The sequence below is a fragment of the Shimia sp. R9_3 genome, assembly GCF_017743755.1.
GTDB lineage: Bacteria > Pseudomonadota > Alphaproteobacteria > Rhodobacterales > Rhodobacteraceae > Shimia.
On the sequence record NZ_JAGHRP010000003.1, the window covers coordinates 381,095 to 401,875 of the forward strand.

Annotated in this window: 21 protein-coding genes and 1 tRNA gene; 6 read left to right on the plus strand and 16 right to left on the minus strand. The window is 55.1% G+C overall.

All coding sequences use genetic code 11. The features are described from left to right. Nucleotides 1-23: 23 nt before the first annotated feature. The 16 genes from J7412_RS10720 to J7412_RS10795 all read right to left on the minus strand — a co-directional run bounded on the left by J7412_RS10720 (nt 24) and on the right by J7412_RS10795 (nt 13,811). The gene (locus J7412_RS10720; RefSeq protein ID WP_209078630.1) at nt 24-1,235 is read right to left on the minus strand and encodes a PAS domain-containing protein; all 1,212 of its coding nucleotides are present in this window, start codon (nt 1,233-1,235) and stop codon (nt 24-26) included. 39 nt (nt 1,236-1,274) lie between these two features. Then, entirely contained in the window at nt 1,275-1,619 is a 345-nt protein-coding gene (locus J7412_RS10725; protein ID WP_209065153.1) for a hypothetical protein, read from the minus strand. 23 nt (nt 1,620-1,642) lie between these two features. Then, the gene (locus tag J7412_RS10730; RefSeq protein ID WP_209065152.1) at nt 1,643-2,029 is read right to left on the minus strand and encodes a response regulator; all 387 of its coding nucleotides are present in this window, start codon (nt 2,027-2,029) and stop codon (nt 1,643-1,645) included. Further along, entirely contained in the window at nt 2,026-2,934 is a 909-nt protein-coding gene (locus J7412_RS10735) for a protein-glutamate O-methyltransferase CheR (protein ID WP_209078631.1), read from the minus strand. The genes J7412_RS10730 and J7412_RS10735 overlap by 4 nt, the downstream gene beginning before the upstream one ends. Next, entirely contained in the window at nt 2,931-3,401 is a 471-nt protein-coding gene (locus J7412_RS10740; protein ID WP_209065150.1) for a chemotaxis protein CheW, read from the minus strand. The genes J7412_RS10735 and J7412_RS10740 overlap by 4 nt, the downstream gene beginning before the upstream one ends. Continuing rightward, nucleotides 3,394-5,589, minus strand: a complete 2,196-nt coding sequence (locus tag J7412_RS10745) for a chemotaxis protein CheA (protein WP_209078632.1) — start codon at nt 5,587-5,589, stop codon at nt 3,394-3,396. Before J7412_RS10745 ends, J7412_RS10740 begins: the two co-directional genes overlap by 8 nt. A gap of 13 nt (nt 5,590-5,602) precedes the next feature. Next, complete coding sequence (locus J7412_RS10750) at nt 5,603-5,968, minus strand: response regulator (RefSeq protein WP_209065148.1); 366 nt, start codon at nt 5,966-5,968, stop codon at nt 5,603-5,605. Then, nucleotides 5,965-6,267 (minus strand): STAS domain-containing protein, encoded by a 303-nt coding sequence (locus tag J7412_RS10755; RefSeq protein WP_209065147.1) that lies wholly within the window; start codon nt 6,265-6,267, stop codon nt 5,965-5,967. Before J7412_RS10755 ends, J7412_RS10750 begins: the two co-directional genes overlap by 4 nt. A 417-nt stretch (nt 6,268-6,684) precedes the next feature. Continuing rightward, the gene (locus J7412_RS10760) at nt 6,685-7,326 is read right to left on the minus strand and encodes a DsbA family oxidoreductase (RefSeq protein WP_209078633.1); all 642 of its coding nucleotides are present in this window, start codon (nt 7,324-7,326) and stop codon (nt 6,685-6,687) included. Nucleotides 7,327-7,398: 72 nt separating this feature from the next. Then, nucleotides 7,399-8,328 carry an AEC family transporter gene (locus J7412_RS10765; protein WP_209078634.1) on the minus strand — a complete coding sequence of 310 codons (930 nt, stop codon included), beginning with the start codon at nt 8,326-8,328 and terminating at the stop codon, nt 7,399-7,401. Nucleotides 8,329-8,355: 27 nt separating this feature from the next. Next, a complete protein-coding gene (locus J7412_RS10770) occupies nt 8,356-9,159 on the minus strand; it encodes an MBL fold metallo-hydrolase (protein WP_209078635.1) in 804 nt (267 codons plus the stop codon). Next, entirely contained in the window at nt 9,156-9,962 is an 807-nt protein-coding gene (locus tag J7412_RS10775) for a TatD family hydrolase (protein ID WP_209078636.1), read from the minus strand. Before J7412_RS10775 ends, J7412_RS10770 begins: the two co-directional genes overlap by 4 nt. Before the next feature lie 3 nt (nt 9,963-9,965). Continuing rightward, a complete protein-coding gene (locus J7412_RS10780) occupies nt 9,966-11,117 on the minus strand; it encodes a DNA polymerase III subunit delta' (protein ID WP_209078637.1) in 1,152 nt (383 codons plus the stop codon). After that, nucleotides 11,114-11,749: a dTMP kinase gene (gene tmk / locus J7412_RS10785; RefSeq protein ID WP_209065141.1), complete on the minus strand. Its 636-nt coding sequence runs from the start codon at nt 11,747-11,749 to the stop codon at nt 11,114-11,116. The genes J7412_RS10780 and tmk overlap by 4 nt, the downstream gene beginning before the upstream one ends. Continuing rightward, complete coding sequence (locus J7412_RS10790; RefSeq protein WP_209078638.1) at nt 11,746-12,915, minus strand: D-alanyl-D-alanine carboxypeptidase family protein; 1,170 nt, start codon at nt 12,913-12,915, stop codon at nt 11,746-11,748. The genes tmk and J7412_RS10790 overlap by 4 nt, the downstream gene beginning before the upstream one ends. Before the next feature lie 14 nt (nt 12,916-12,929). Further along, entirely contained in the window at nt 12,930-13,811 is an 882-nt protein-coding gene (locus J7412_RS10795) for an SPOR domain-containing protein (protein ID WP_209078639.1), read from the minus strand. 199 nt (nt 13,812-14,010) lie between these two features. Here J7412_RS10795 and J7412_RS10800 point away from each other — a divergent pair. The 6 genes from J7412_RS10800 to cas3 all read left to right on the plus strand — a co-directional run bounded on the left by J7412_RS10800 (nt 14,011) and on the right by cas3 (nt 20,771). After that, nucleotides 14,011-14,100, plus strand: a tRNA-Ser gene (locus J7412_RS10800). A gap of 130 nt (nt 14,101-14,230) precedes the next feature. Then, a complete protein-coding gene (locus tag J7412_RS10805; protein WP_247743865.1) occupies nt 14,231-15,442 on the plus strand; it encodes a site-specific integrase in 1,212 nt (403 codons plus the stop codon). Next, nucleotides 15,439-16,086 carry a hypothetical protein gene (locus J7412_RS10810; protein WP_209078640.1) on the plus strand — a complete coding sequence of 216 codons (648 nt, stop codon included), beginning with the start codon at nt 15,439-15,441 and terminating at the stop codon, nt 16,084-16,086. Before J7412_RS10805 ends, J7412_RS10810 begins: the two co-directional genes overlap by 4 nt. Before the next feature lie 125 nt (nt 16,087-16,211). Next, nucleotides 16,212-16,394: a helix-turn-helix domain-containing protein gene (locus J7412_RS10815; RefSeq protein WP_348540494.1), complete on the plus strand. Its 183-nt coding sequence runs from the start codon at nt 16,212-16,214 to the stop codon at nt 16,392-16,394. A gap of 61 nt (nt 16,395-16,455) precedes the next feature. Next, nucleotides 16,456-18,030, plus strand: coding sequence for a site-specific integrase (locus tag J7412_RS10820; RefSeq protein WP_209078642.1), 1,575 nt, complete (start codon nt 16,456-16,458; stop codon nt 18,028-18,030). Between the two features lie 185 nt (nt 18,031-18,215). Then, nucleotides 18,216-20,771 carry a CRISPR-associated helicase Cas3' gene (cas3, locus tag J7412_RS10825; protein ID WP_209078643.1) on the plus strand — a complete coding sequence of 852 codons (2,556 nt, stop codon included), beginning with the start codon at nt 18,216-18,218 and terminating at the stop codon, nt 20,769-20,771. Nucleotides 20,772-20,781: the final 10 nt, after the last annotated feature.

Here is a 20,781-nt window from a genome sequence, read left to right on the forward strand (position 1 = left end):
CCTAATCGAGAAAAGGGTGACTGTTAGATCGTCGCCCCTTTCTGCGTGACCTGTGAGGCTTTTCCGGACAGCTCCGCCAGATGGCGGTCGGTGTTGTCGTGGAAGTTCTCCAAACGGGCGATGATCCCGTCCAGACCACTGTCGACATCGCGCATCCGGCCGCTTTCCACTTTGCAAAGGAGCTTCACTACATCGAGACCGTTGATCCGGCGGCGGAGGCTGCGGCAGATATCAGGGATGGATTTGCCAATGGAGGAAATTTCAATGATGCGGGAGCGGCAGAGCGATTGAAGCTTTTCTCCATGCTCTTGGAGCATTCGCGCATCAGCTTCGGATTGGTTCTCTTGCGCTTGAGCTGCTTTGAAGGCTTCATCAAACAGCTGAGATGTTTGTAGCGTTGATCGCCCGTAGACAACGGCCTTGTACATCTGCTGTAGGGCGCCGGTTTCAGGGTCATGGAGGCGTCCGACCAATCCGTGCATCTCTTTGGCCATCGCATCGTAGTTTTGCGAAATAGTCCCAAGTGCCGCGCCTGCGCCTTCCAGCCGGCCTGCGAGGATGCGCAGGTTAACCGGTTCGCCGCGCACGCGTTCGAAGCCTTGTTCGATGTTGTCGACAAGATTCTGCATATCGCGGATCAGGAGTTCCAAGTCATCCATGGATGCGAACGACTGGGCAAGTTCAGGGCTGATGATGTTACGGCTTTTGAACTCAGCGTTGAGGGCAAATCCGCTATAAGCTTCGAGATTTGGGAAACCCTCCTCTGCAAGCATTTCCTTGAACTTTGCCGCACTTTGCTCTGGAGTGAGCCCTTGAGCTTCCTCGCGCAGAAGCGTGGAATAAATCTTTTTGGTTTTTTCAAAAAGCTCGGCTTCAGGCTTGATCCGGGAAGATAGGAAGCCGTTTTCAGTGATCGTAATCACCGCCAAAACCCAGTAGTAGTCACCGGATTTGGTCCGGTTTTTCACGTAGGTGCAGATTGGACGACCAGCTTTGAGTGTTTCCCAAACCAGATAGAAAACGCCCTTTGGCATGTCTGGATGGCGAACAATCTTGTGTGGAGCGCCCATGAGCTCATCGCTGCTGTAGCCGGCGATTTCGCAAAATGACTCGCTTACACAGGTGATAACGCCACGCTGATCTGTTGCAGAAACAAGAATTTTTTCAGCTGGAAAACGGACCTCTGTTTCCGCAGAGTCTGCGCCGGTGTTGGCGATCTTGGTCATGGCGTTCATGGTTGTTATCCCAATAATTCGTTGCTGAGTCTTAGTGGATCAGAAGAGGTTTACAGCGCCTGCATCAGGCGACATTTCGATGGATTGGTCCGCGTTGGCGAGACGAGATTTGAGGTAGTCCAAGCGGACGCTGTCCTTCAGATCCTGCACATTGAGATCTGGGCCAGCGCCAATCATGTTGGACATGTTGCCGAGCAAAACCGCGATGTCATCGAGATGCTGAAACAAGGCATCCACGCGCTGTAAATCCCGAATTTTTGACTGATCAGCGCCGCTCAAATCCAACTCACTGGTCAGATTGTCCAACGCATGAGCGATGGAAGCGAGATCAGCCACATCCTTGGAAATGGTGGCCAAAACATCTGCGGTGGTACGAGTTGTCATACGCGATCCTCTATGGGAGCCCCTTACAGGGGCCCCACGACCTTTTCGATGCAGGCCTTAAGCTGGGCGGTTTGGAATGGCTTTTTGATGAAGTTGTTCATCCCAAGCTTGACGCCCTTGTTGATGGTTTCGGGGTCTGCACGGCCGGTGATCAGGATGAAACCTGTACGCGCAGTCGCCTTGTTGGAGCGGATACCTTCCAGAAGCTGAAGACCATCCATGCCAGGCATGTTGTAGTCTGACAGGATCAGGTGGACAGGTTTCGATGCCAGGCTGCGCCAAGCATTTGCACCATCGTTTTCTGTGCGGTAGTTGACGACCCCGATTTCATCGAGCGCCTGCGTGATTAGACCACGGCTGGTGGACATATCATCCACTACCAGGACATGTAGCTTATCTTTCAAGCTCATTTTGGGTTCCCCATGTGCATTGATGCGTGAGCGTTCGTGCCGCCGACGCGGGAGGTGCTTGTCGAAAAGACGCCTCGACCTACTGTGTGAAACAGTTCGGCATGTTCCGGACCGATCCCTTCGGAGTGGCCCAAGAAGAGCAATCCGTCGTCGCAAAGTTGTTCACCAAACCGGCGCCATAGACGGCTTTGGGTTGGTGCATCAAAATAGATCGCAACGTTGCGACACATGATGATGTCAAACTTGCCTTTGAACGGCCACTCACCATGCAGGTTAAGACGCCTAAAGCTGATCAGGTCGCGTGCTTTGTCGCTGACTGAACTACGGTCTCTCGCCCCTTCTTGGGGGGAGAAATATTTTTCTGACTGTCCGTTTGGCAGGGCGGTGGTTGAGGATGTCGGATAGATACCCTGCTTGGCTGTCGCCAGAATTTCGGTGTCGATATCCGTCGCCAGAATTTTCACATCCAAGCTTGCGGCCTCTGGGCAAGCATCCAAAACATGGAATGCCAAACCATAGGGTTCTTCACCGCTGGAACATCCAGCAGACCAAATCCTCACTCTTTTGCCGCGGCGCGCCTTGTCCATGAGATCAGGCAGAAACTCTTCCGCCAGTTGCTCGAAATGATGCCCTTCGCGATTGAAGCGCGTCATGTTGGTCGTATAGGCGCTTACAAAGCGCGATTGTTCGTCTTTGCCTTGCGCGGACAGCATATAGTCGATGTATGCGTCAACGGTCTCAAAACCGGTGGCGCGCAGGCGCTTAGACAATCGAGAGGCAACCATCGTACGCTTGTGGGGTTGCAGGTCGATGCCCATCATTTCCCGCACAAGCTGGGCAATACGGGTGAAGTCCGCATCGCTGATCGTTCCCTCTTCAAGGGTATGTTGCGCCATCTGGTTCATGCCGCTGACAGAGCTTCCTGAGGCATGATCTGGTGCACATCGATTGCGCGTACGATTGTCTCTTCAAGAGTGTAGACGCCGCGAATGAAGGCCGAAGTCTTGGACGAAGACACTTCAGGTGTTGGTTTCATCTCTTCGGTGTTGACCGTGATGATGTTGGATACGGCGTCCACCAGGAAGCCCACGCTCTTCTCATCGATATGCGCGATGATGATCACGTGACGCGATTCCGGGATGGTTTTGCCAAGGCCAAGGCGCATGGAAAGGTCAATCACTGGCAGCACGGCGCCGCGCAGGTTCATCATACCCACAACATAGTCGGGGGCATGTGGAAGCGTGGTTGTGCTTGTCCAGCCGCGGATTTCCAGGACGTGCCCGATGTCGAGGCAGAACGCCTGTTCACCGATGGTGAAAGACACGATCTCGATGCGGTTATCGGTCTTTTCAATGGTTGCTTGTTCAGACATAGGAGTTCACCTCTACAAGTTCGGACCCTTTGCGCAGTCCTGGGTTGCCATTACCCGGTGAGGGGATCATTTGGTCGGTGTCCACGATCAGGGCGATTTTGCCGTTCCCGAGGATGGTGGCCGCTGCGATGCCGGGGATGGAGTGATAGTTTTGCTCCAGACCTTTGATCACGACTTCGCGCTGCTCGACGATGCCGTCTACGGCAAGAGCGGAGCGTCGCCCTGATTCACCTTCGATCAGCAGCAACGATTGGTCACTGAGATCTTCCAGCGGTGTGCGGAAGCCCAAGGCCTCGCCAAGATCCACAATCGGCAACATTGAGTCGTTCACGGAAAGACCACGGTCACCGTCGCAGAAGTCATGGATGTTGGCCTGACCCGGTTGCAGCGTTTCCCGCAGCGCCACAGTTGGCACAACAAGGGATTCGCCAGCGACTTCAATCAGCATGCCCTCCATGACCGCAAGTGTGAGCGGCAGGGAGATTGTGATCGTTGTGCCTTTACCAGGCTCGGATTGCAGGTTGATGCGGCCGCCAAGCGCCTGAATTTCAGAGCGCACAACATCCATACCAACGCCACGGCCAGACAGCTGAGAGATCTCATCTGCTGTGGAGAAGCCCGGACGGAAGAGCAGGTTGTCGATATCGCTGTCGGTCAGGTCATCCTCAGGACGTACCAAACCTTTTTCTTCAGCTTTGCGACGCACTTTCTCGCGGTTTACGCCAGCACCGTCGTCAGACAGGGAGATGACAACACGGCCAGAGCGGTGTGCAGCTTCCAGTTTGATGGTGCCCATTTCCGGCTTGCCCGCAGCGACCCGATCTTCCGCCTTTTCAAGACCGTGGTCTACGGAGTTTCGGATCATGTGGGTCAGTGGCTCAACCAAGCGCTCGGTCACCGTCTTGTCGACCTCGGTTGCTTCGCCAACCATGACCAGACGAGAGGTCTTGCCCGCCTGACGAGAGGATTCTCGCACGATGCGGCTCATACGTTGGAACAGTCCGCGTACAGGTTGCGCACGGATGGCCATCACGCTTTCCTGAAGTACACCTGAGAGCGTCTTGAGCTGACCAATGGCTTCGCTGACCGCGCTGTTGGCCGAAACCGGCAGCTCGTTCATCGACTGGCGCAACATCGCTTCGCTGATCACAAGCTCGCCGACGAGGTTAATCAGACGGTCGACGCGATTCAGATCCACACGGATTGTGCTGTTGCGCGGTTCAGAGGACTTTTTTCCGCCGTCTCCGCCTTTGGCCTCCTGTTTCGCTTCCTTGTCAGCAAGTTCGGGCTTTGCACGGTTTGCAGGCTTAGGGGCAGCTTCCGGCACAGCGGCGATCTCTTCTACAACAGGGGCAGCTTCAACCACAGGTGCGGCTTCAGCGGCAACTTCGGTGATGTCGAGCTTGCATTGGCCTTCCACGAATTCGAAAATCTCGCGGATCGTGCTTTCGTCAATCCCGTCGTCTGGGCGCAGCGTAAGCGTCCATGCGATGGCTGCAGGTGCGTCTTGCAGGCTTTCCAGAGGTGCAACTGTTGAGGTGTCAGCCTCAACGGTCATTTCACCCATTTCGCCCAAGGCACGGAACAGCAGCGCTGGATCGTGCCCACGTGCGTAGAGCACTGGTTCTGCAGAGAATTTTACCACGAAGTGAGTGGCGCCTTCTGCGACTGGCTCAAGGGAAGGCAGGCCTGGAAGATCACCGGGGCCATCGCCGCCGAGATCGAGGTCCAGCCCCATGTCCAGCGTCACCGCTACGAAATCGTCGGAGGACACTTCTGCGGCGTCGTCTTCTTCCGCAACGCCACCATTGGCATTTTGGGTGACAAGCTTCAGGTCGGAAAGCACTGACGCGCCTTCGCTCTCTGGCATGTCGTTGTCTTCCCGCGCAGCGTCCACAAGATCACTCAGGTGGTCGAAACCCGAAAACATCAGTGCGGTGATGTTAGGGTCCACATCGATTTTGTTTGAACGCAAATCGTCCAACACGTTTTCGAATGCGTGGGCAAATTTGATTAGGCGATCCAGGCCAAATGCGCCGGCGCCGCCTTTGATGGAATGCACAGAGCGGAACATCGCGTTGATGGTTTCCGCGTCTGAATTGCCGTTCTGGAGATCATCCAGACCGGTCGACAGAACCTCAAGAAGGTCGTCGCATTCCTCAAAGAACATGTCACGAAGATCGGACATCACTCAGTTCCTTTCAGACAACCAGACGATTGATGATGGCAACCAGCTTTTCGGCATCAAATGGTTTGACGATCCAGCCAGTTGCACCGGCGGTGCGGGCACGTTGTTTCAGCTCTTCACCGCTCTCGGTGGTCAGAACGAGAATTGGCAGCGAAGCACACTCAGGGCGCTCACGGACACCTTCGATCATGCCGAAACCGTCGAGGCGTGGCATGTTGATGTCGGTGATCACCAGATCAGGATCGGAACCAGACAGTTTGTCCAGTCCGTCGATACCGTCTTCGGCCAAGTCCACGTCAAATCCAGCGTCGGTAAGAGCGGTTTGAATCATCGCTCGCATCGTGCGGGAATCATCAACTGCAAGAATCTTGGTTGTCATGCGTTGCCCCTTTCAAGAAGACTGGAATGGGGCAGGCCGAGCCGCTCCATACCTTTTAGAAAATCATCGGATGGTTGTTTGACTTCGAATGCCAGGCCGCGTGCGGCCCATTCGGCACGTGTGGCCAGCAAAAGCTCGGCACCGGCGCCTCCAAGAAACTCCACGTGGAGCGCATCCAAGGCCAAGGGTTGACCACGGGAAGCCTCAATAGCCTGGCGTAGTTCTGAGCAATGGGCGAAATCCAGCTGCTGCGGAAGCGCTATGCAGTCTGGTTGGGGGGAAGAGTTTGCTGTGTTCATGGGTTTGGTTCGATACCGTTTTCGGACTGGCTGATTGAAGGCAACCTATGCTGGGAGGCCTTAACACCGCGTTACCCCGAAACAGTCCGGATGAGGCGTTTCTGAACAATGCGAAACATCTGCGGTCAGGGTGGCGAGAGTTCGGCAGGGAGCTGGGCAACAGCTTGAAAAAGGACGGATTTTCGACCTGATCTGCGCTGGTTCGTTTGGCCTTCTGCACCTTATTGCATGAAACAAATCTCAAGGAAAAAAATCGAATTTTTGGGGAATGGGGCAGCATGAGCTGCCAAATAAAAACGCCGGAATCGCTGATTCCGGCGTGTCAAATTTTGCATGGAAGTGGGCCGGCTCGGATTGTTCTGCCGGATGCATTTGGGGCTGAGGCTGAAGAGGTTTTGCTGTCTGTAAATAGGCCGTTCAACGTGCCGCAAGTTGGGTGAGGATGTTCGCGAAAGCGGCCACTCCCTGGGCTCCGGATGTCGCGTGTTTGGCGTCAAAGATCATCGTGGGGACGCCTGACACGCCCCGCGAGGTCCAAAAACGTTCTTTCTCGCGCACCACATCGGAATATCTTTGATCCTCCAACACGGCTTTCGCTTCTTCGCCGTCTAAGCCAAGGCTTTGAGCGACCTCGATAAGCAAATTTCTATCGCTTACGTCCCGCCCATCTACAAAATAGGCGTCAAAGAGTGCGAGCTTTAGGGATTGTGCTTTTCCTTGTTCACTGGCCCAGTGAATGAGCTGGTGCGCATCGAAGGTGTTGTAGATGCGGCTGGTTTCAGACCAAGCAAACGCAATGTCCAACTCAGAGCCAATATCGGACAAGCGCTTGCGAGAGTCCTCGGATTGCTCGGCCGATGATCCATATTTTCGCATGATATGGTCTCGAAGGTTTTCGCCTTCTGGCACCATGTCTGGGTTGAGCTCAAACGGATGCCAGTATGTCTCAACCTCAACTCCCGTGGTTTCGGCCGCTTTCAAAAGCTGGCGATAGCCAACGATGCACCAAGGGCAAACGACATCAGAGACGATGTCTATACGGATGGGAGTTTGGGTCATGAGCGCTTCCTATTCCTTAACATCTTAGGAATTGGTGGCTCCTGTGCTGGTATGCAAGAGATGGGGATGGACTTAGGGTAAAACGCCGAGCCACAGCCACACAGTGAACACAGAGAAGGCGGTGCCGATCAGCACTGTTGAGGCAGCGACCCTCATTGCGCGGCCATACATATTGGCAAAGAGATAGGCATTGATGCCTGGTGCCATAGAGGCGGTGACAATAGCCGATCGCATATTTTCGACGGAGATAGAGGACAAAGAGCCAAATAGGAACGTGAGCGCTGGGTGCAGGCCTAATGAGACAGCGCAGCAAAACAGGATTGTGCGCATGTCTCCCTCCGGGCGATAGCGATAAAGCACACCACCCATCCCAAAGAGTGCTGCAGGCAACGCGGAGGATGCCAACAGGTTCACGGCGTGCATGGCAGGTGCAGGTACGGGGACATTGCCAATGTTGACGATAAATCCCAATGCGATGCCCAATATCAGCGCATTGGAGAACATCGCTTTCAACACAGTTGGCACGATCCGCGCTTTGCTTGTGCGCCGTGCGCGCATGATCTCCATTGTGGCGATGCCAAGCCCGTAGCAGAAGGGCGCATGGATAGAGATGATTGCGTAATTCCCCGTCAGGCTGTCAGCACCATAGGCACGCTCCATAATGGCAAGCCCGAGGAGCAGGGAGTTTGAGAAAAGGCACACAAACCCAATCGCTGTGGCGTCCTCCCAATCACGACCAAAAAGGAACTTTGCCCCCAGCATGCCGGTGGTGAAACAGATAAACGCTGCACCATAGAAGCTGCCGAGCAAGTTGGCGTTGTACTCTGCCGCAAGATCAAGAGTTGAGATGGCGCGAAACAGAAGCACAGGGACAGCAAAGTTCGTGGCAAAGCGCATGAGACCATCGACGTTGGATTCGCTGAAATAGCCGCGCCATGCAGCCAAGTACCCAAAGCCAATCAGAATGAAGACCGGCATGATCACCGATATCAAAGTTTGCATCGTGAGAGCCTTTGGGCGGTGAGGTCGCTAAAGATCGACGGTAATTTTCATTCCGTCATATGCCGGTGTGATGTGGTCTGCGGTTTCGGCGGCGATCGTTTCGTAGTCCAGATCGATGTGCATGTTTGTGAGGACCGCACGCTTGGGTGCAAGCTGTTCAATCCAGGCGAGAGCTTGATCCAAATGTGCGTGTGTGGGGTGCGGCGCTCTACGTAAGGCATCCACGATCAGGCAGTCGAGATCTTTGAGCTGGCCCCATGATGTCTCATAGATTTGAGAGACGTCTGGCATATAGGCAACGTCGTGTATGCGAAATGCCAATGCATCGATGCTGCCGTGGTCAACGCGTATGGGTTCAAATGTGATATCGCCGCCAGCGCCGCTGACGCTAAAGGGCTCATCACCAATAGTGTGCATCTCAAGGATTGGGGGGTAGGGCGAATCTTTTGGCTGAACAAAGGCGTAGCCAAAGCGCGAAAGCAGATCGTTTTGTGTAGCTCCATCCGCCCAGACCGAAATCCGTTTGCGCATGTTAAAGACCACCATGCGCAGATCATCTATGCCATGCACATGGTCTGCGTGAGAATGGGTATAAACGACCCCGTCCAAAGCGCCGACATTCTCCGACAATAGCTGATCACGCATGTCAGGGGATGTGTCGATCAATACGGTCGTCTTGCCCTCGGATGTTTGCTTCTCAACCAGCATAGAGCAGCGGCGGCGGCGGTTTTTTGGATTTTTGGGGTCGCAATCACCCCAATGGCCACCAATGCGCGGCACGCCCCCCGAGCTGCCACATCCGAGGATGGTGAAGGTCAGCGTTGCGCTCATGCGGCGTTGGCTTTCTGAAAGACTTTGCCGAAAAGGCGTTCAAAGTTCGCCTGCGTTTGGGCTGCGAAATCGGCATAGTCCATGCCAAAAACCTCGGCCCCAACACGGGCCGTTTTCTCTACATATGCGGGCTCATTGCGCTTGCCGCGATAGGGTGGGGGCGCAAGGTAAGGTGCGTCGGTTTCCACCAAAATGCGGTCAACGGGTGCTGCCGCAAAAATATCCCGGACTTCTTGGGATCGCGGGAAGGCGGCAATGCCCGACATGGAAAGATAAAAGCCGAGATCAAGCATCTGCTGCGCGAGTTCCGGTCCAGAGCTGTAGCAATGCATCACGCAGCCAAAACTGCCGGTTTTGTGCTCCTCCGTGAGGATTTGCGCCATGTCCTCGTCTGCGTCGCGGCTGTGGATAATGAGAGGCAAACCAGTTTGGCGCGCGGCCTCGATATGTATGCGCAACGAGGCCTGCTGCACCTTTTTGCTCTCGGCGGTGTAGTGATAGTCGAGACCGGTTTCACCTATGCCCACCATTTTGGGGTGTTGCGCGATAGCGACCAGCTCATCAACCGTTGCCATGGGTTCGTCCGCTGCGCTCATGGGGTGGGTGCCTGCGGCATAGAAGATTGGCGCGTGGGCTTCAGCAATGGCGCGGACGGTAGGTTCATTGCGCAGCTTGGTGCAAATTGTCACCATGCGTGTCACACCCGCGTCGGCAGCGCGCGCGATGATGTCGTCGATCTGGCCCTCAAAATCGGGAAAATCGAGGTGGCAATGGCTGTCGGTGATCTCAGGTAGGTCAGTCAAAACTCAAGCAACCGCTGTTTCGTGAATCTTAAAGACCGTATCGAGTACCAAGGAGGCGGGGTCAAGGTTCACAGATTTTCCGTGTTGTGTTCTGTCTGATATTTCTTGCGCAACCTGCGCCCATTGGCGCGCTTTGTGAGGGGAATGAGCCAGTTGGCTCAAAATTTGGGCCTCGTTGGGTACTGCTTCGACCATTGGTGGTTGGCCGAGTGCGCCAGTGCGCGCCAAGCGCAACAAAAATAGGTCCAGCAGCGTCAACAGCATCTCAAAGCGCGCCTCAGCCCCACGCCCGACCATCGAGTTGGCAAGATTTAGAGCACGTGGGCGATCAAAGCCCTGGCGTGCGGCAAACAGCGCAAGCAGTTCGGAATAAAGCGTCAGCCCGTCCTGCTGCAGCAGCCGCAATGCTTCACCAACCGAACCGCCGGCAAGTTCGGAGAGTGCCGGAGACTCTGCGGCTTCAAACCCTGCTTGAGTGAGGGCGGCGTGCATATCCTCCGGCGTGAGCGGATTTAGGCGCAGCTCTCGACAGCGGGAACGGATCGTCGGCAGAAGGCGTGAAGGTTGATGCGATATCAACAACATCACAGTGCGCGCAGGCGGCTCTTCCAACATTTTCAGAAGAGCATTGGCCGCGTTTACGTTAAGCTCATCAGCGCTGTCGACGATCACGACCCGACGACCGCCATCCGCCATGGACATGTGCAGGAAACCAGTCAGCTCGCGGACCTCGTTTACGCGGATTTCGGAGGCAAATTTGCCTTCATGTCGGGATTTGTCGCGCGCGCTGTCGGTGCTGCCAGCCCAACCGCGGCGCAGAAGGAACACGCCAGGTTCAGACAGGGCACGAATACGATGTGATACCGGATGTTCGGGGTCTACGTTCAGAGAAGTGTGCTCTGGCGGGGCATCACCAAAAAGGCCGCCCTCTGCCTCTGGGGGCAACGTCAGCAAGAAGCGTGCGATCCGCCAGGCCAGGGTAGCTTTGCCCACACCTTTAGGACCGCTGATCAGCCATCCGTGATGCAGCCTTTGCGAATTCACAGCAGTGAGAAAATCAACCTCCGCGCTCTCCTGCCCAAAGAGCGCAAATGTCTCGCGCGGATGCGGCGCGCCCTCAACGCGATCAGGTTCCGGCGCTTGTTCGTCGCTCACGCGGCCAGACCTTTAAGCTGGTTGGTGGTGTGGTTCAGCACATCAGCAGCCACTTCATCTTGGCTGCGTGCACCGTCAATCACGATGAAACGCTCAGCATATTCCTTTGACAGCTCTAGAAAACCCTGACGCATTTGCCGTTGCAGGCCTTCGCCGAAGTCCTCAAACCGCTCCTCTGAGGTGTTTCGCGATTTTGCCCGTTTCAACCCTTCCGAAGGGTCCATGTCGATAAGAATGGTCATGTCTGGCTCACGGCCAATCATCAAGCTGTGCAGCTTGTCGACCAACGCACGCAGGTCGCCGCGTGACAGGCCTTGGTACATCCGGGTGCTGTCTGCAAAGCGATCACAGATCACCACTTTGCCTGCAGCGATAGCGGGCAAAATTGTCCGTTCCAAATGGTCGCGGCGGGCTGCGGTGAAAAGCAGGATCTCTGTTTCAGCAGACCACCGGTCAGGGTCTCCTTCCAGCACCAATGAGCGGATTTGCTCGGCCCCTTCGGAGCCACCTGGTTCACGGGTCAGCACAACTTCAAACCCCTGAGATCTCAGAGTTTCGGCGAGCTTTTTGGCCTGCGTTGATTTTCCCGACCCATCAATGCCCTCGAAGGTGATAAAGCAGCCAGTGGTCACGACGCTTCCTCAACCAAAAGGCCAAATTGAGACATCAACACGCTCGATGCTGCCCGTAGGCGCACGCCGAATCCGCCTTCAGGCACATCGGTTTCTGCGACGAGCGGAATGCGCATTTTGGGAAGTCCTTCGGGGCTGAGAACCAATTCGGCAAGGCGCTGGCCTTGTGCGATGGGGGCTTCTATCGGGCCATTGTAAATCACTTCGCCTTCGACCTTGCCGCGAGACAGGACTGGCAGGAGAACTTCCACGTCTTCTGCGGGTATGAGGCCAACGCGCGGTGTTTTACCCATCCAGACATCCGCCTCAGCCAAGCGTTCACCTTGACGGATCAGTGTCGTTTCTGAAAACTGACGAAAGGCCCAGTTGACAATTTGTTCCGAAATCTCGGCTCTTTCCTGAACAGTGTCCAGGCCTGAGAAGGCGAAAATCACGCGACGGTATCCCTGTTTGGCGGAGCCGACCAAACCATAGCCAGCCTCAACGGTATGGCCGGTTTTCAAACCGTCGGCACCGATATCCAGCTTAAGCAAAGGGTTGCGGTTTTGCGTGTTCTTTGGCGCACGGCCATCAAACGCAAACTCCGTCTCTGAAAACATCGGATAAAATTCAGGGAAATCCGTGATCAGATGGTTCGCGAGCAAGGCAAGGTCGCGCATGCTCATACGGTGACCAGGCGCTGGCCAACCGTTTGAGTTCGCAAAGGTGGAATTGGTCATGCCCATTTGGCGGGCTCGCCGTGTCATCAGGCGTGCGAAACCTGCCTCGGTGCCATCCGGGCTCAGAGTTTCCGCAATCACGGCGCAGGCGTCATTTCCGGATAGAACGATGATGCCGCGGAGCAAGTCTTCGACAGACACCCGATCAGTGGTGTCAAGAAACATGGTCGATCCGCCATAGTTCATCGCGTGTTGAGAGACCGGCAATTTTTCGGTCATGCTCAAACGACCGTCGCGCACAGCTTCAAACGCCATGTAAAGCGTCATGAGCTTGGACATCGACGCGGGAGGTAAAGCGTCATCCGCATTCTTTGCCATCAGGACCGTGCCTGTTGTGTGGTCAATCACAAAGGCAGCTTTCGCTTTGGTTTCGAAGGCATGAACCGAGGTGGCGATGCCAAGAGCCAAGGCGCTGGCGGATAGGAGTTTTAGAGCCGATCGAAACAAATGCTTGGTCTCCCTTAGTTCGTCACTGCATAGGCGTCGGTGAAGCCAATGCTATGCACTGTATCTGTCATCGTCTTCAGGCCTGATTTGCTGCTCGCGGGACCAACGAGGACGCGCCAGAATGTCTTTTCGCCAGATGTGGTCTTGCGCACGAGTGAAGGCAATCCGGCCGCTTCCATTTGAGACGCGGCGCGCTTGGCGTTGTCTTGCACAGAGAAGATACCAATCTGCACATATGGTTTGGCAAGGGTCGATGAGGATGGGGTCGGCGCTACCTCTGAACGGGCTGTTGTTTCTGGAGCAGCGGGAGACGCGCTGGCTTCCGCCGCGGCGATGGCCGCAGTTGCTGCGGCGATGGGCTCCAGAGGCACCTCAGCAATTTCACTTGGCTCTGCGCTTGCCTCTTGAGGAGTTGGAGTCGGGAGTTCTTCAGCTACCTCTTCACGGCGCAAGGCAGTGACGTTCAATTCAACGGGTTGTCCTGCAATCATCCCAAGCGCTTCTGCTGCATCTGATGACACTTGGATGCGCGGGCCTGGAATTTCTCGCTCCCGACGGAACAAAGCACCGATCACAAATTTGCCGTTGGATTGATTGCGGATGATCACGCGCTCAGGGTCCCCCACAGCGGGGTGTGCAGCCCAAACACCGCCAAGTGAAGGGCGACCATCCCAAAGCCCGGCTTCGGAGGCCGAAAAGACCTCGGGGGCTTCAACATCGCGTTCAACCAGCTTGGTGGTCTGCCCCGTAACGTCTGAGGCTAGGGCCGCTTCTTCGCCCTTAGCGAAAGGGTTTTCTATGTTAGAGCACGCGGACAAAAATACCGCTCCAGTTAAGCCCAGGCCAATAAGCCAACGTTTTGAATTGTCGCGCAAAACGCTTTTTTTTGTATACATCTTTTGTCCTCTGCCCGCTCACGCCTGTAGCTCCGGTTGCATCGTAGAATGTGATCATCCCTTTGTTAGATGCCGGAGCGCTTTGGGGGAGTGTAGCCTGCGGTTCCTTGCATGGAAAGTCTGTCCAAAGTGCTCTGCAAGTTTTTGCGCAGGTTTTTCGCTTGAAACCATGCGCTGGGCCAATTAGGGAGAGGGCGTCGGAGGAGTGGCAGAGTGGTCGAATGCACCGGTCTTGAAAACCGACGAGGGTTAACGCCCTCCGTGGGTTCGAATCCCACCTCCTCCGCCATCTTACATTTTTGTTTGATTTGAATGGGCCGCTTTGAGTGGCCTTTTTCAATTTAATTCATGGTTTTAGATGGCTTTGAAGTTTTTGTTGAATTTCTTTCGATAGTGCTCGTATCGTTTCCTTAGGTGGTATGAAATGTGGTATTTTATCGATGGCACTTTCTGGGAAGCTGACAAAGAAACTCGTCGAGAATCTCGGCGCTGGGCGACATGGCGATGGCAATGGTTTGTATCTGGTCGTTGATCCATCGGGCGCGCGGCGCTGGATTGTGCGAGTGGTGGTCAAAGGGCAGAAGAACAAAAATGGTGCGCCGTTGAGGACGGACTTTGGATTGGGTGGCGCGGACATTGTGACGCTCAATCAGGCGCGTGAGCGTGCACTCGAGTATCGGCGGATGGCGAAACAAGGCTTAAATCCGCGTTTCAATGCCCGCCAAGAGGTCCCGACTTTTGAAGAGGTGGCACAGCAAGTTCATATTGACCGCATCCCGACTTGGAAAAACGCCAAACATGGGGCTCAGTGGATCAATACTCTTCGAGACTATGCCTTTCCCAAGATTGGGCGCATGCCTGTCGACTGCATTGATCAGCCCGAAGTAATGATGTGCTTGTCACCGATATGGACAGAAAAGCACGAAACAGCGCGGCGTTTGTCACAACGGATTAAAATTGTACTGGATGTAGCAAAATCAAAGGGATTTCGGTCTGGCGAAAATCCAGTCACCGCTATCAAAGATGCTCAAGTGTTGCCGAAGGTGAAGGCGAAACCCAAGCACCATATGGCGATGCATTGGCAAGACGTTCCGGCGTTCTATGCGGATTTGCAAAGCAAAAACGCTATGTCCGCCAAGGCGCTGATGTTCACATGCCTCACTGGGTCAAGAACCGGCGAAGTTTTGGGCCTGCGCTGGGCAGAACTGGACTTTCAGGAGCGCCTTTGGATCTGCCCGGCTGCACGGATGAAAACCAGCGAAGAACACCGTGTTCCGCTCACTGATGAGATGCTTGCCATTATTCGGCCGCTGCGAGATATGCAGTCTGAATATGTGTTTGAGGGGCAAAAGCGTCATCAGCCACTATCGAATATGTCGATGCTCATGCTTTTGCGTCGGATGAAAGTGGAAGGGGTGACGGTCCATGGTTTTAGATCGACGTTCCGTGATTGGGCGGCGGAAGAAGCCAATGCACCGCGTGAAGTCGCTGAAAAGAGTTTGGCACATACTGTGGGATCTGATGTTGAGCGGGCTTATGCGCGTTCTGACTTGTTGGAGAAGCGTAGAGATCTGATGCGCCTGTGGTCGCAATACGTAACTTCTCGGAGCACTTCTGGGCGGACCGTATGACTGAGATTCATTTGAACGAACCGGAACTATTGTCCCTAGAATTGTTCCGCGTTGCTCTAAGTGAGCCGACTGAGGAGGCTCGGTTGCATGCCATCGATGTAATGCGGCATGAGGTGAGCGGTTTGAGCCTAGAGAGCTTTCCGATCTTCAAGAAGGGGGATGGACAGCAGCAAAACAGCCCCGACTTCGTTCATTGGGTTGCAGAGACCTCTGCCGACAGAAGGGAAGCGGCGCACCAATATGCTGGCATTGCCCAACGCTATCAAAAGAAGAACGAAAGGAAGCTGAATGTTGCTGAGTACATTGGCAAGCATGTTTGGCAGACCATTCAGGAGCAAAGGTACCAAGGCGTCCAAGTCCCAGGTGGTATATTGGAACAAGTTCGGAATGTTGCGCGTGAATTGGGTGTGACTGGAGCCAAGGACGAAGACACCGTTCGTAAAATCTGGAAAAGCTACCGTGGGGTGGTGCATCTGGGAATGGCCATGGACTTTTGCGAAGACCACCCTCGCTCTGGCCTAAATGTCCTTCATGTGGCTGAGAGAATCCGACAAGGGCTATCCAAACACTGCCCTAAAGGAACGAGCAAACCGTACATTGAACCAAGCGAGCAGATTTCTTTTCTATATATATCAGAGTGTTGAGGTCCCCGATTGTGAAATCGGGGACTGCTGCGCGCATTCCGTCGGAGGCATTTCATTCGTTGTAACTCAAGACAACGGAAGGAAAGTCAACCTTGTCGAACCTCTTCAAAAGCGACCGTTGCTACGTGTTGGGAGACTCTGAGCTAGAACTGCTCGGTGATCGTGAGAAGCTTGCGCAGTGGCGCCACAAGGGGCAGGGGCCTGCCTACTATAAGCTGGGTCGAAAAATCATTTATCGGGGTTCTGATCTAAACACATGGATTGAGGCCAACCGCGTCGACCCATGTAAGAATGGGGCAAGCGCATGACGGCCCCGGACATCTTAAGTTCTATGATTGGCGTTGGGCGCAGCGAGATTGGTAGAATGCGATGAGCCGGTCATACACGGGTATAAAGCTCAAGAAAAATCGCGTCTATTCTGGCGCAGATCTCCAGCGCATCTTTGACGTGAGCGCCAACACCATTTCCAATTGGGTCAAAGCTGGCCTCAAAGACTCTGACGGCAAGCGCCCATATCTGTTTCGTGGCGGGCGCGTAATGGAGTTTCTAAAGGCTCGACGGGATCGCACAAAGACAAAGCTTCTCTTTGGTGAATTCAAGTGCGGCGTTTGCAAATCCGCAGTGTTTCCTGAAGTTGAATCTCTGGAGGTCAGGCCAGCTAAGAATGGCGCCCCGATGGGTATGGGTGTCTGTTCGGAGTGCAGCGGGCACATTCGTAAATTCGTTTCCGAGGCCGATTTGGAGGTTTTTGCGCTGCTGGCCGATCCAAATACCACCGTGGACTCGTTACGCGAAGGAATGAGGGTAGATCGCGGTGGTATTTGTAGTTCCGAGGAAAAACTTGCACGTCCATGGTATGGTATTAATGATCGCCTACTTTACGACTGGCAGGTTCACGGAGGTTGCCTTGTTGAGTCGACTATGGATCAGCATCTAGCTGCCATTCGCCTTTTTGAGGATGTTCTTGATGGTAAACCTTTTGAGAAGCTGACCAGTCGAGATGTAAACATGGTGCGCGATGCGCTCAAAGACGCCATTGCGGCACGTGGGCCTGCGCGAAAATCTCGGTCGACGGTGTCACATCACTCCTCACAGATCATTGCTTTTCTGAAATGGTTGATCATCCAGGAGGGCTTTAAGCGTTTACCGCGTGATCTACCGAACTATATGAGAATGCCAAAATCGGTCTACGCGAAGGCGCTGCCGTCAAAGGACAAAACCTACCCCAATATCCAGGAGGCTGAGGCGCTTTTGCAGGGTATGTCTTCAGTGACACTCGCAGACAAACGCGCACGCGCGATGGTGGCGATTGCATATCTGGGTGCTTTGCGAGCGGATACAGTTACCTCTCTGCGGATATGTCACTTCGACGTGCACAACAAAAAAATCTTGCAGGATGCGAATGAATCTCGGACCAAAAACGGCAAGAGCCTTAAGATTGACTGGTTTCCAATTCCTGAGCTGTTTGCAAACACGGTAAAGGATTGGTGCGAAATTCTGGAAAATAAAGGCTTGTCAGGGCAGGACGCGCTGTTCCCCAGTTTGAACGATCTGCAACACCGCACGGATCTCAAAGATCCCAATCGCGCGCCGATAGAGCCCATGGCCTCTAAGGCCGCCGTATCAAATGCCTTTGCGGTCGCTTGCCGCGACAAAGCTGTGAAATACAACCCGCATTCTGTCAAAGATACTTTGGCAGCCGAACGGGACCTTAGATCCCTCACAGAGCGTCAGCGGCGGGCGTGGTCTCAAAACATGGGGCATGATAGCGAGACGACAACGCAGAGGCATTATGGCACCATTGGCGATGACGAGCGCACAGAATTGTTCGAGGAGATCACGGAGACAAAGGTGAGTGTCTTGAGGTGTCTGACCGATGAACAAAAGATCGCGTTGGTCGACGGGGTCTTTGAAGAGCTTTCAAAAAAGGGCGTAACTATGTAGGTAGCCCTTTCTAGTGACCCTCTCTCTCCCAGCTATAGAGGCGGATCTCTTCGGTGGAGGGCTCACCACGTCCGAATCTGGGTAATTCTCTCGCGAGAATAGCTTTTTGCGATTTGGGTTAAGTCTAGGATTGATTTAGTGTAATGATGCAAGGTTTTTACACTAGGATTACGAACGGGTAGTGAATGCATCTTAATCGTAATGACGTGGCCAGACTTACCCGAGAGTGGCCCGGAAAATCGCTCCCTGATATACATCCGGCTCTCTGGCATATGCTAGATGTTGGCGCAGTAGCGCGAGTTCTGCTGGAGAAAATGCCGTTACTAGGGCCTGCTGGTGATCAGGCTTTGGCGGCGTTGATCGCGCTGCATGATCTGGGCAAGGTGAGCGCTTCGTTCCGCGCCATGTTGCAGGATGGGAGGCCGCAACGCTACCGGCATTGGGAACACAGTGGTGATCATCTATGGCGCCTGGATCCGTTGTTGGCTGATCATTTTGGGGGAACTGAGGCAACGCGTAAGGTCCTGGTCGAAGCGATCGTTGGCCATCACGGTGGGCCCCGCGCTGGGCTTGCGCCGGACAAACTGAGCCAGCAGCGGGCTGAAATTGGTGCTAAGGCCTGTATGGATGCGCATCAGATTTTGGCGTTGACCCTTGGGTTGTTTCCTCAAGCGACGCTGGACGGGCTGGACCTGCCAGCGGCACGTGCGCTCAGCTGGCATTTGAACGGGCTGACCGTGCAGGCGGATTGGATTGGGTCGAACCCCGACTGGTTCGCACCTGCTTCTCCGGAGCTGACATTGGAACAATATTGGAAACGGGCGCAGGATCAGGCGCGGCGAGCCATTTCCGCAGCGGGCCTATTTGGAGCAGAGCCGTTGCGCCGGAGCTCCGCTCCCTTGTTGGGTGATTATGCGCCACGACCCTTGCAGCAGGCTGCACTCTCTAACTCACTCCCTGATGGTCCCACGCTGATGATTCTCGAAGACAGCACCGGCGCGGGCAAGACAGAAGGGGCGTTGATCCTCGCTCATCGGATGATGCAGGCGAGCAAGGGGGCGGGGTTGTTCTTTGCGCTGCCGACCATGGCTACTGCCAATGCCATGCTGCCACGTCTGGAAAGTGCGGCTGAGCACCTTTTTGACGACAGGCCCACGCTGGCGCTTTCTCACGGGCGGGCGCATCTGTCTGAGGCGTTTCGTGAAATTTGCGCCCGCGATGGCAGTAATACAGAGGATGGTCCGCACTGTGGCCGTTGGCTTGGGGATGATCGCCGTCGGGTGCTGATGGCTGATATGGGGGTTGGGACCGTGGATCAGGCGCTGCTGGGCGTGTTGCCAACACGGTTCAATGGGTTGCGCCTGCGGGCATTGTCTCAACGCATACTGATTGTGGATGAGGCGCACGACTACGATCCTTACATGCAGGCACAGCTTGAGCGTCTGCTGCAAATGCAAGCACGTTTGGGCGGGTCGGCAATTGTGATGACCGCCACCCTGCCGGGGGTAAAGAAGCAGGCGTTTCAAGCGGCATTTCAGCGAGGATTGAAACCTAAACTCAGCCCTTGGGGAGGCCGATCAAGCGCGATACCGTCAGGAGCTGTGGCACCTTACCCGGCTCTTACCACTATTGCCAATGCGGTTCAGGTGACAGCTGTCGAACCCGCGCGCAGCCGCAACGTTGGAGTGGAGAGGATCGCAACAATGGGCGAAGCGGTGGGGCGGATCAAGGTTGCGCAGGCCCAAGGGGCCGCTTGCATCTGGATCCGTAACGCGGTGGATGATGCGATCGCTGCTGTGGATGCCCTGCAAGATGCAGGGGTTGAGGCGGACCTGCTTCACGCCCGCTTTGCGCTGTGTGACCGGTTGGCGAAAGAAGCGATGTTGCGCGATCGTTTTGGCCCCGCAGCCACGCAGGCGCGACGCGCCGGGCAGGTTCTGGTGGCGACACAAGTGGTAGAGCAGAGCCTTGATCTAGATTTCGACCTAATGATTTCCGATCTGGCTCCTATTGGTGCAATGATCCAGCGCGCCGGTCGACTTTGGCGCCATATGGAGGTGCGACCTGCGCTGGCGCGGCCCATTGGCGGGCCATGCCTGCAGGTTCTTTCTCCTGACCCTGACGACGTGCCGGATGTGCGTTGGCTACATCGTGTCCTGGACCGGGGTGCTTATACCTATCAGCTACCTGATAGCTGGCGCGCAGCGAAGGCGCTGTTTCAGGCGGGGGAAATTTCGGAACCCGCAGGTCTGCGTCCATTGATAGAGGCTGCCGAGGGCGCGGATCCCCTGCCTCTGCCAGAGGTTTTGGCTAAGGCTGAGATTGAGAAAGAGGGCCAGGGCCGCGCCGAACGGGGCATTGCGCGCAATGCGGTAATCGACACCCACGACGGGTTTCAACAGAAGGCCATGGCCAAGGTCTGGGATGAAGAAGTGTTTCCCACGCGCCTTGGCGTGCCGCAGGTGACGCTGGCGCTGGCTGTCCAAGGGCCCGACGGTCTGTCGCCGCTGGCTGGAGCGGTGCAAGATGGCTGGGCACTGAGTGAGGTGTCGATTTCAGTGGTCAAATTCGACGCTCTGACAGACTTCCCGGATCAATCGCTGCCGTCGATCGCAGCGGTCAAATCGAACTGGTCCGAGGCGCGCGGAAAACATACCTATCTGGCCCCATTGAGCGCAGATGGGAAGATCTGCGAGGGCTTGCGCTATGATCGTGAATTGGGGATGATTTTCGGCGGTTGACCTGCACCTT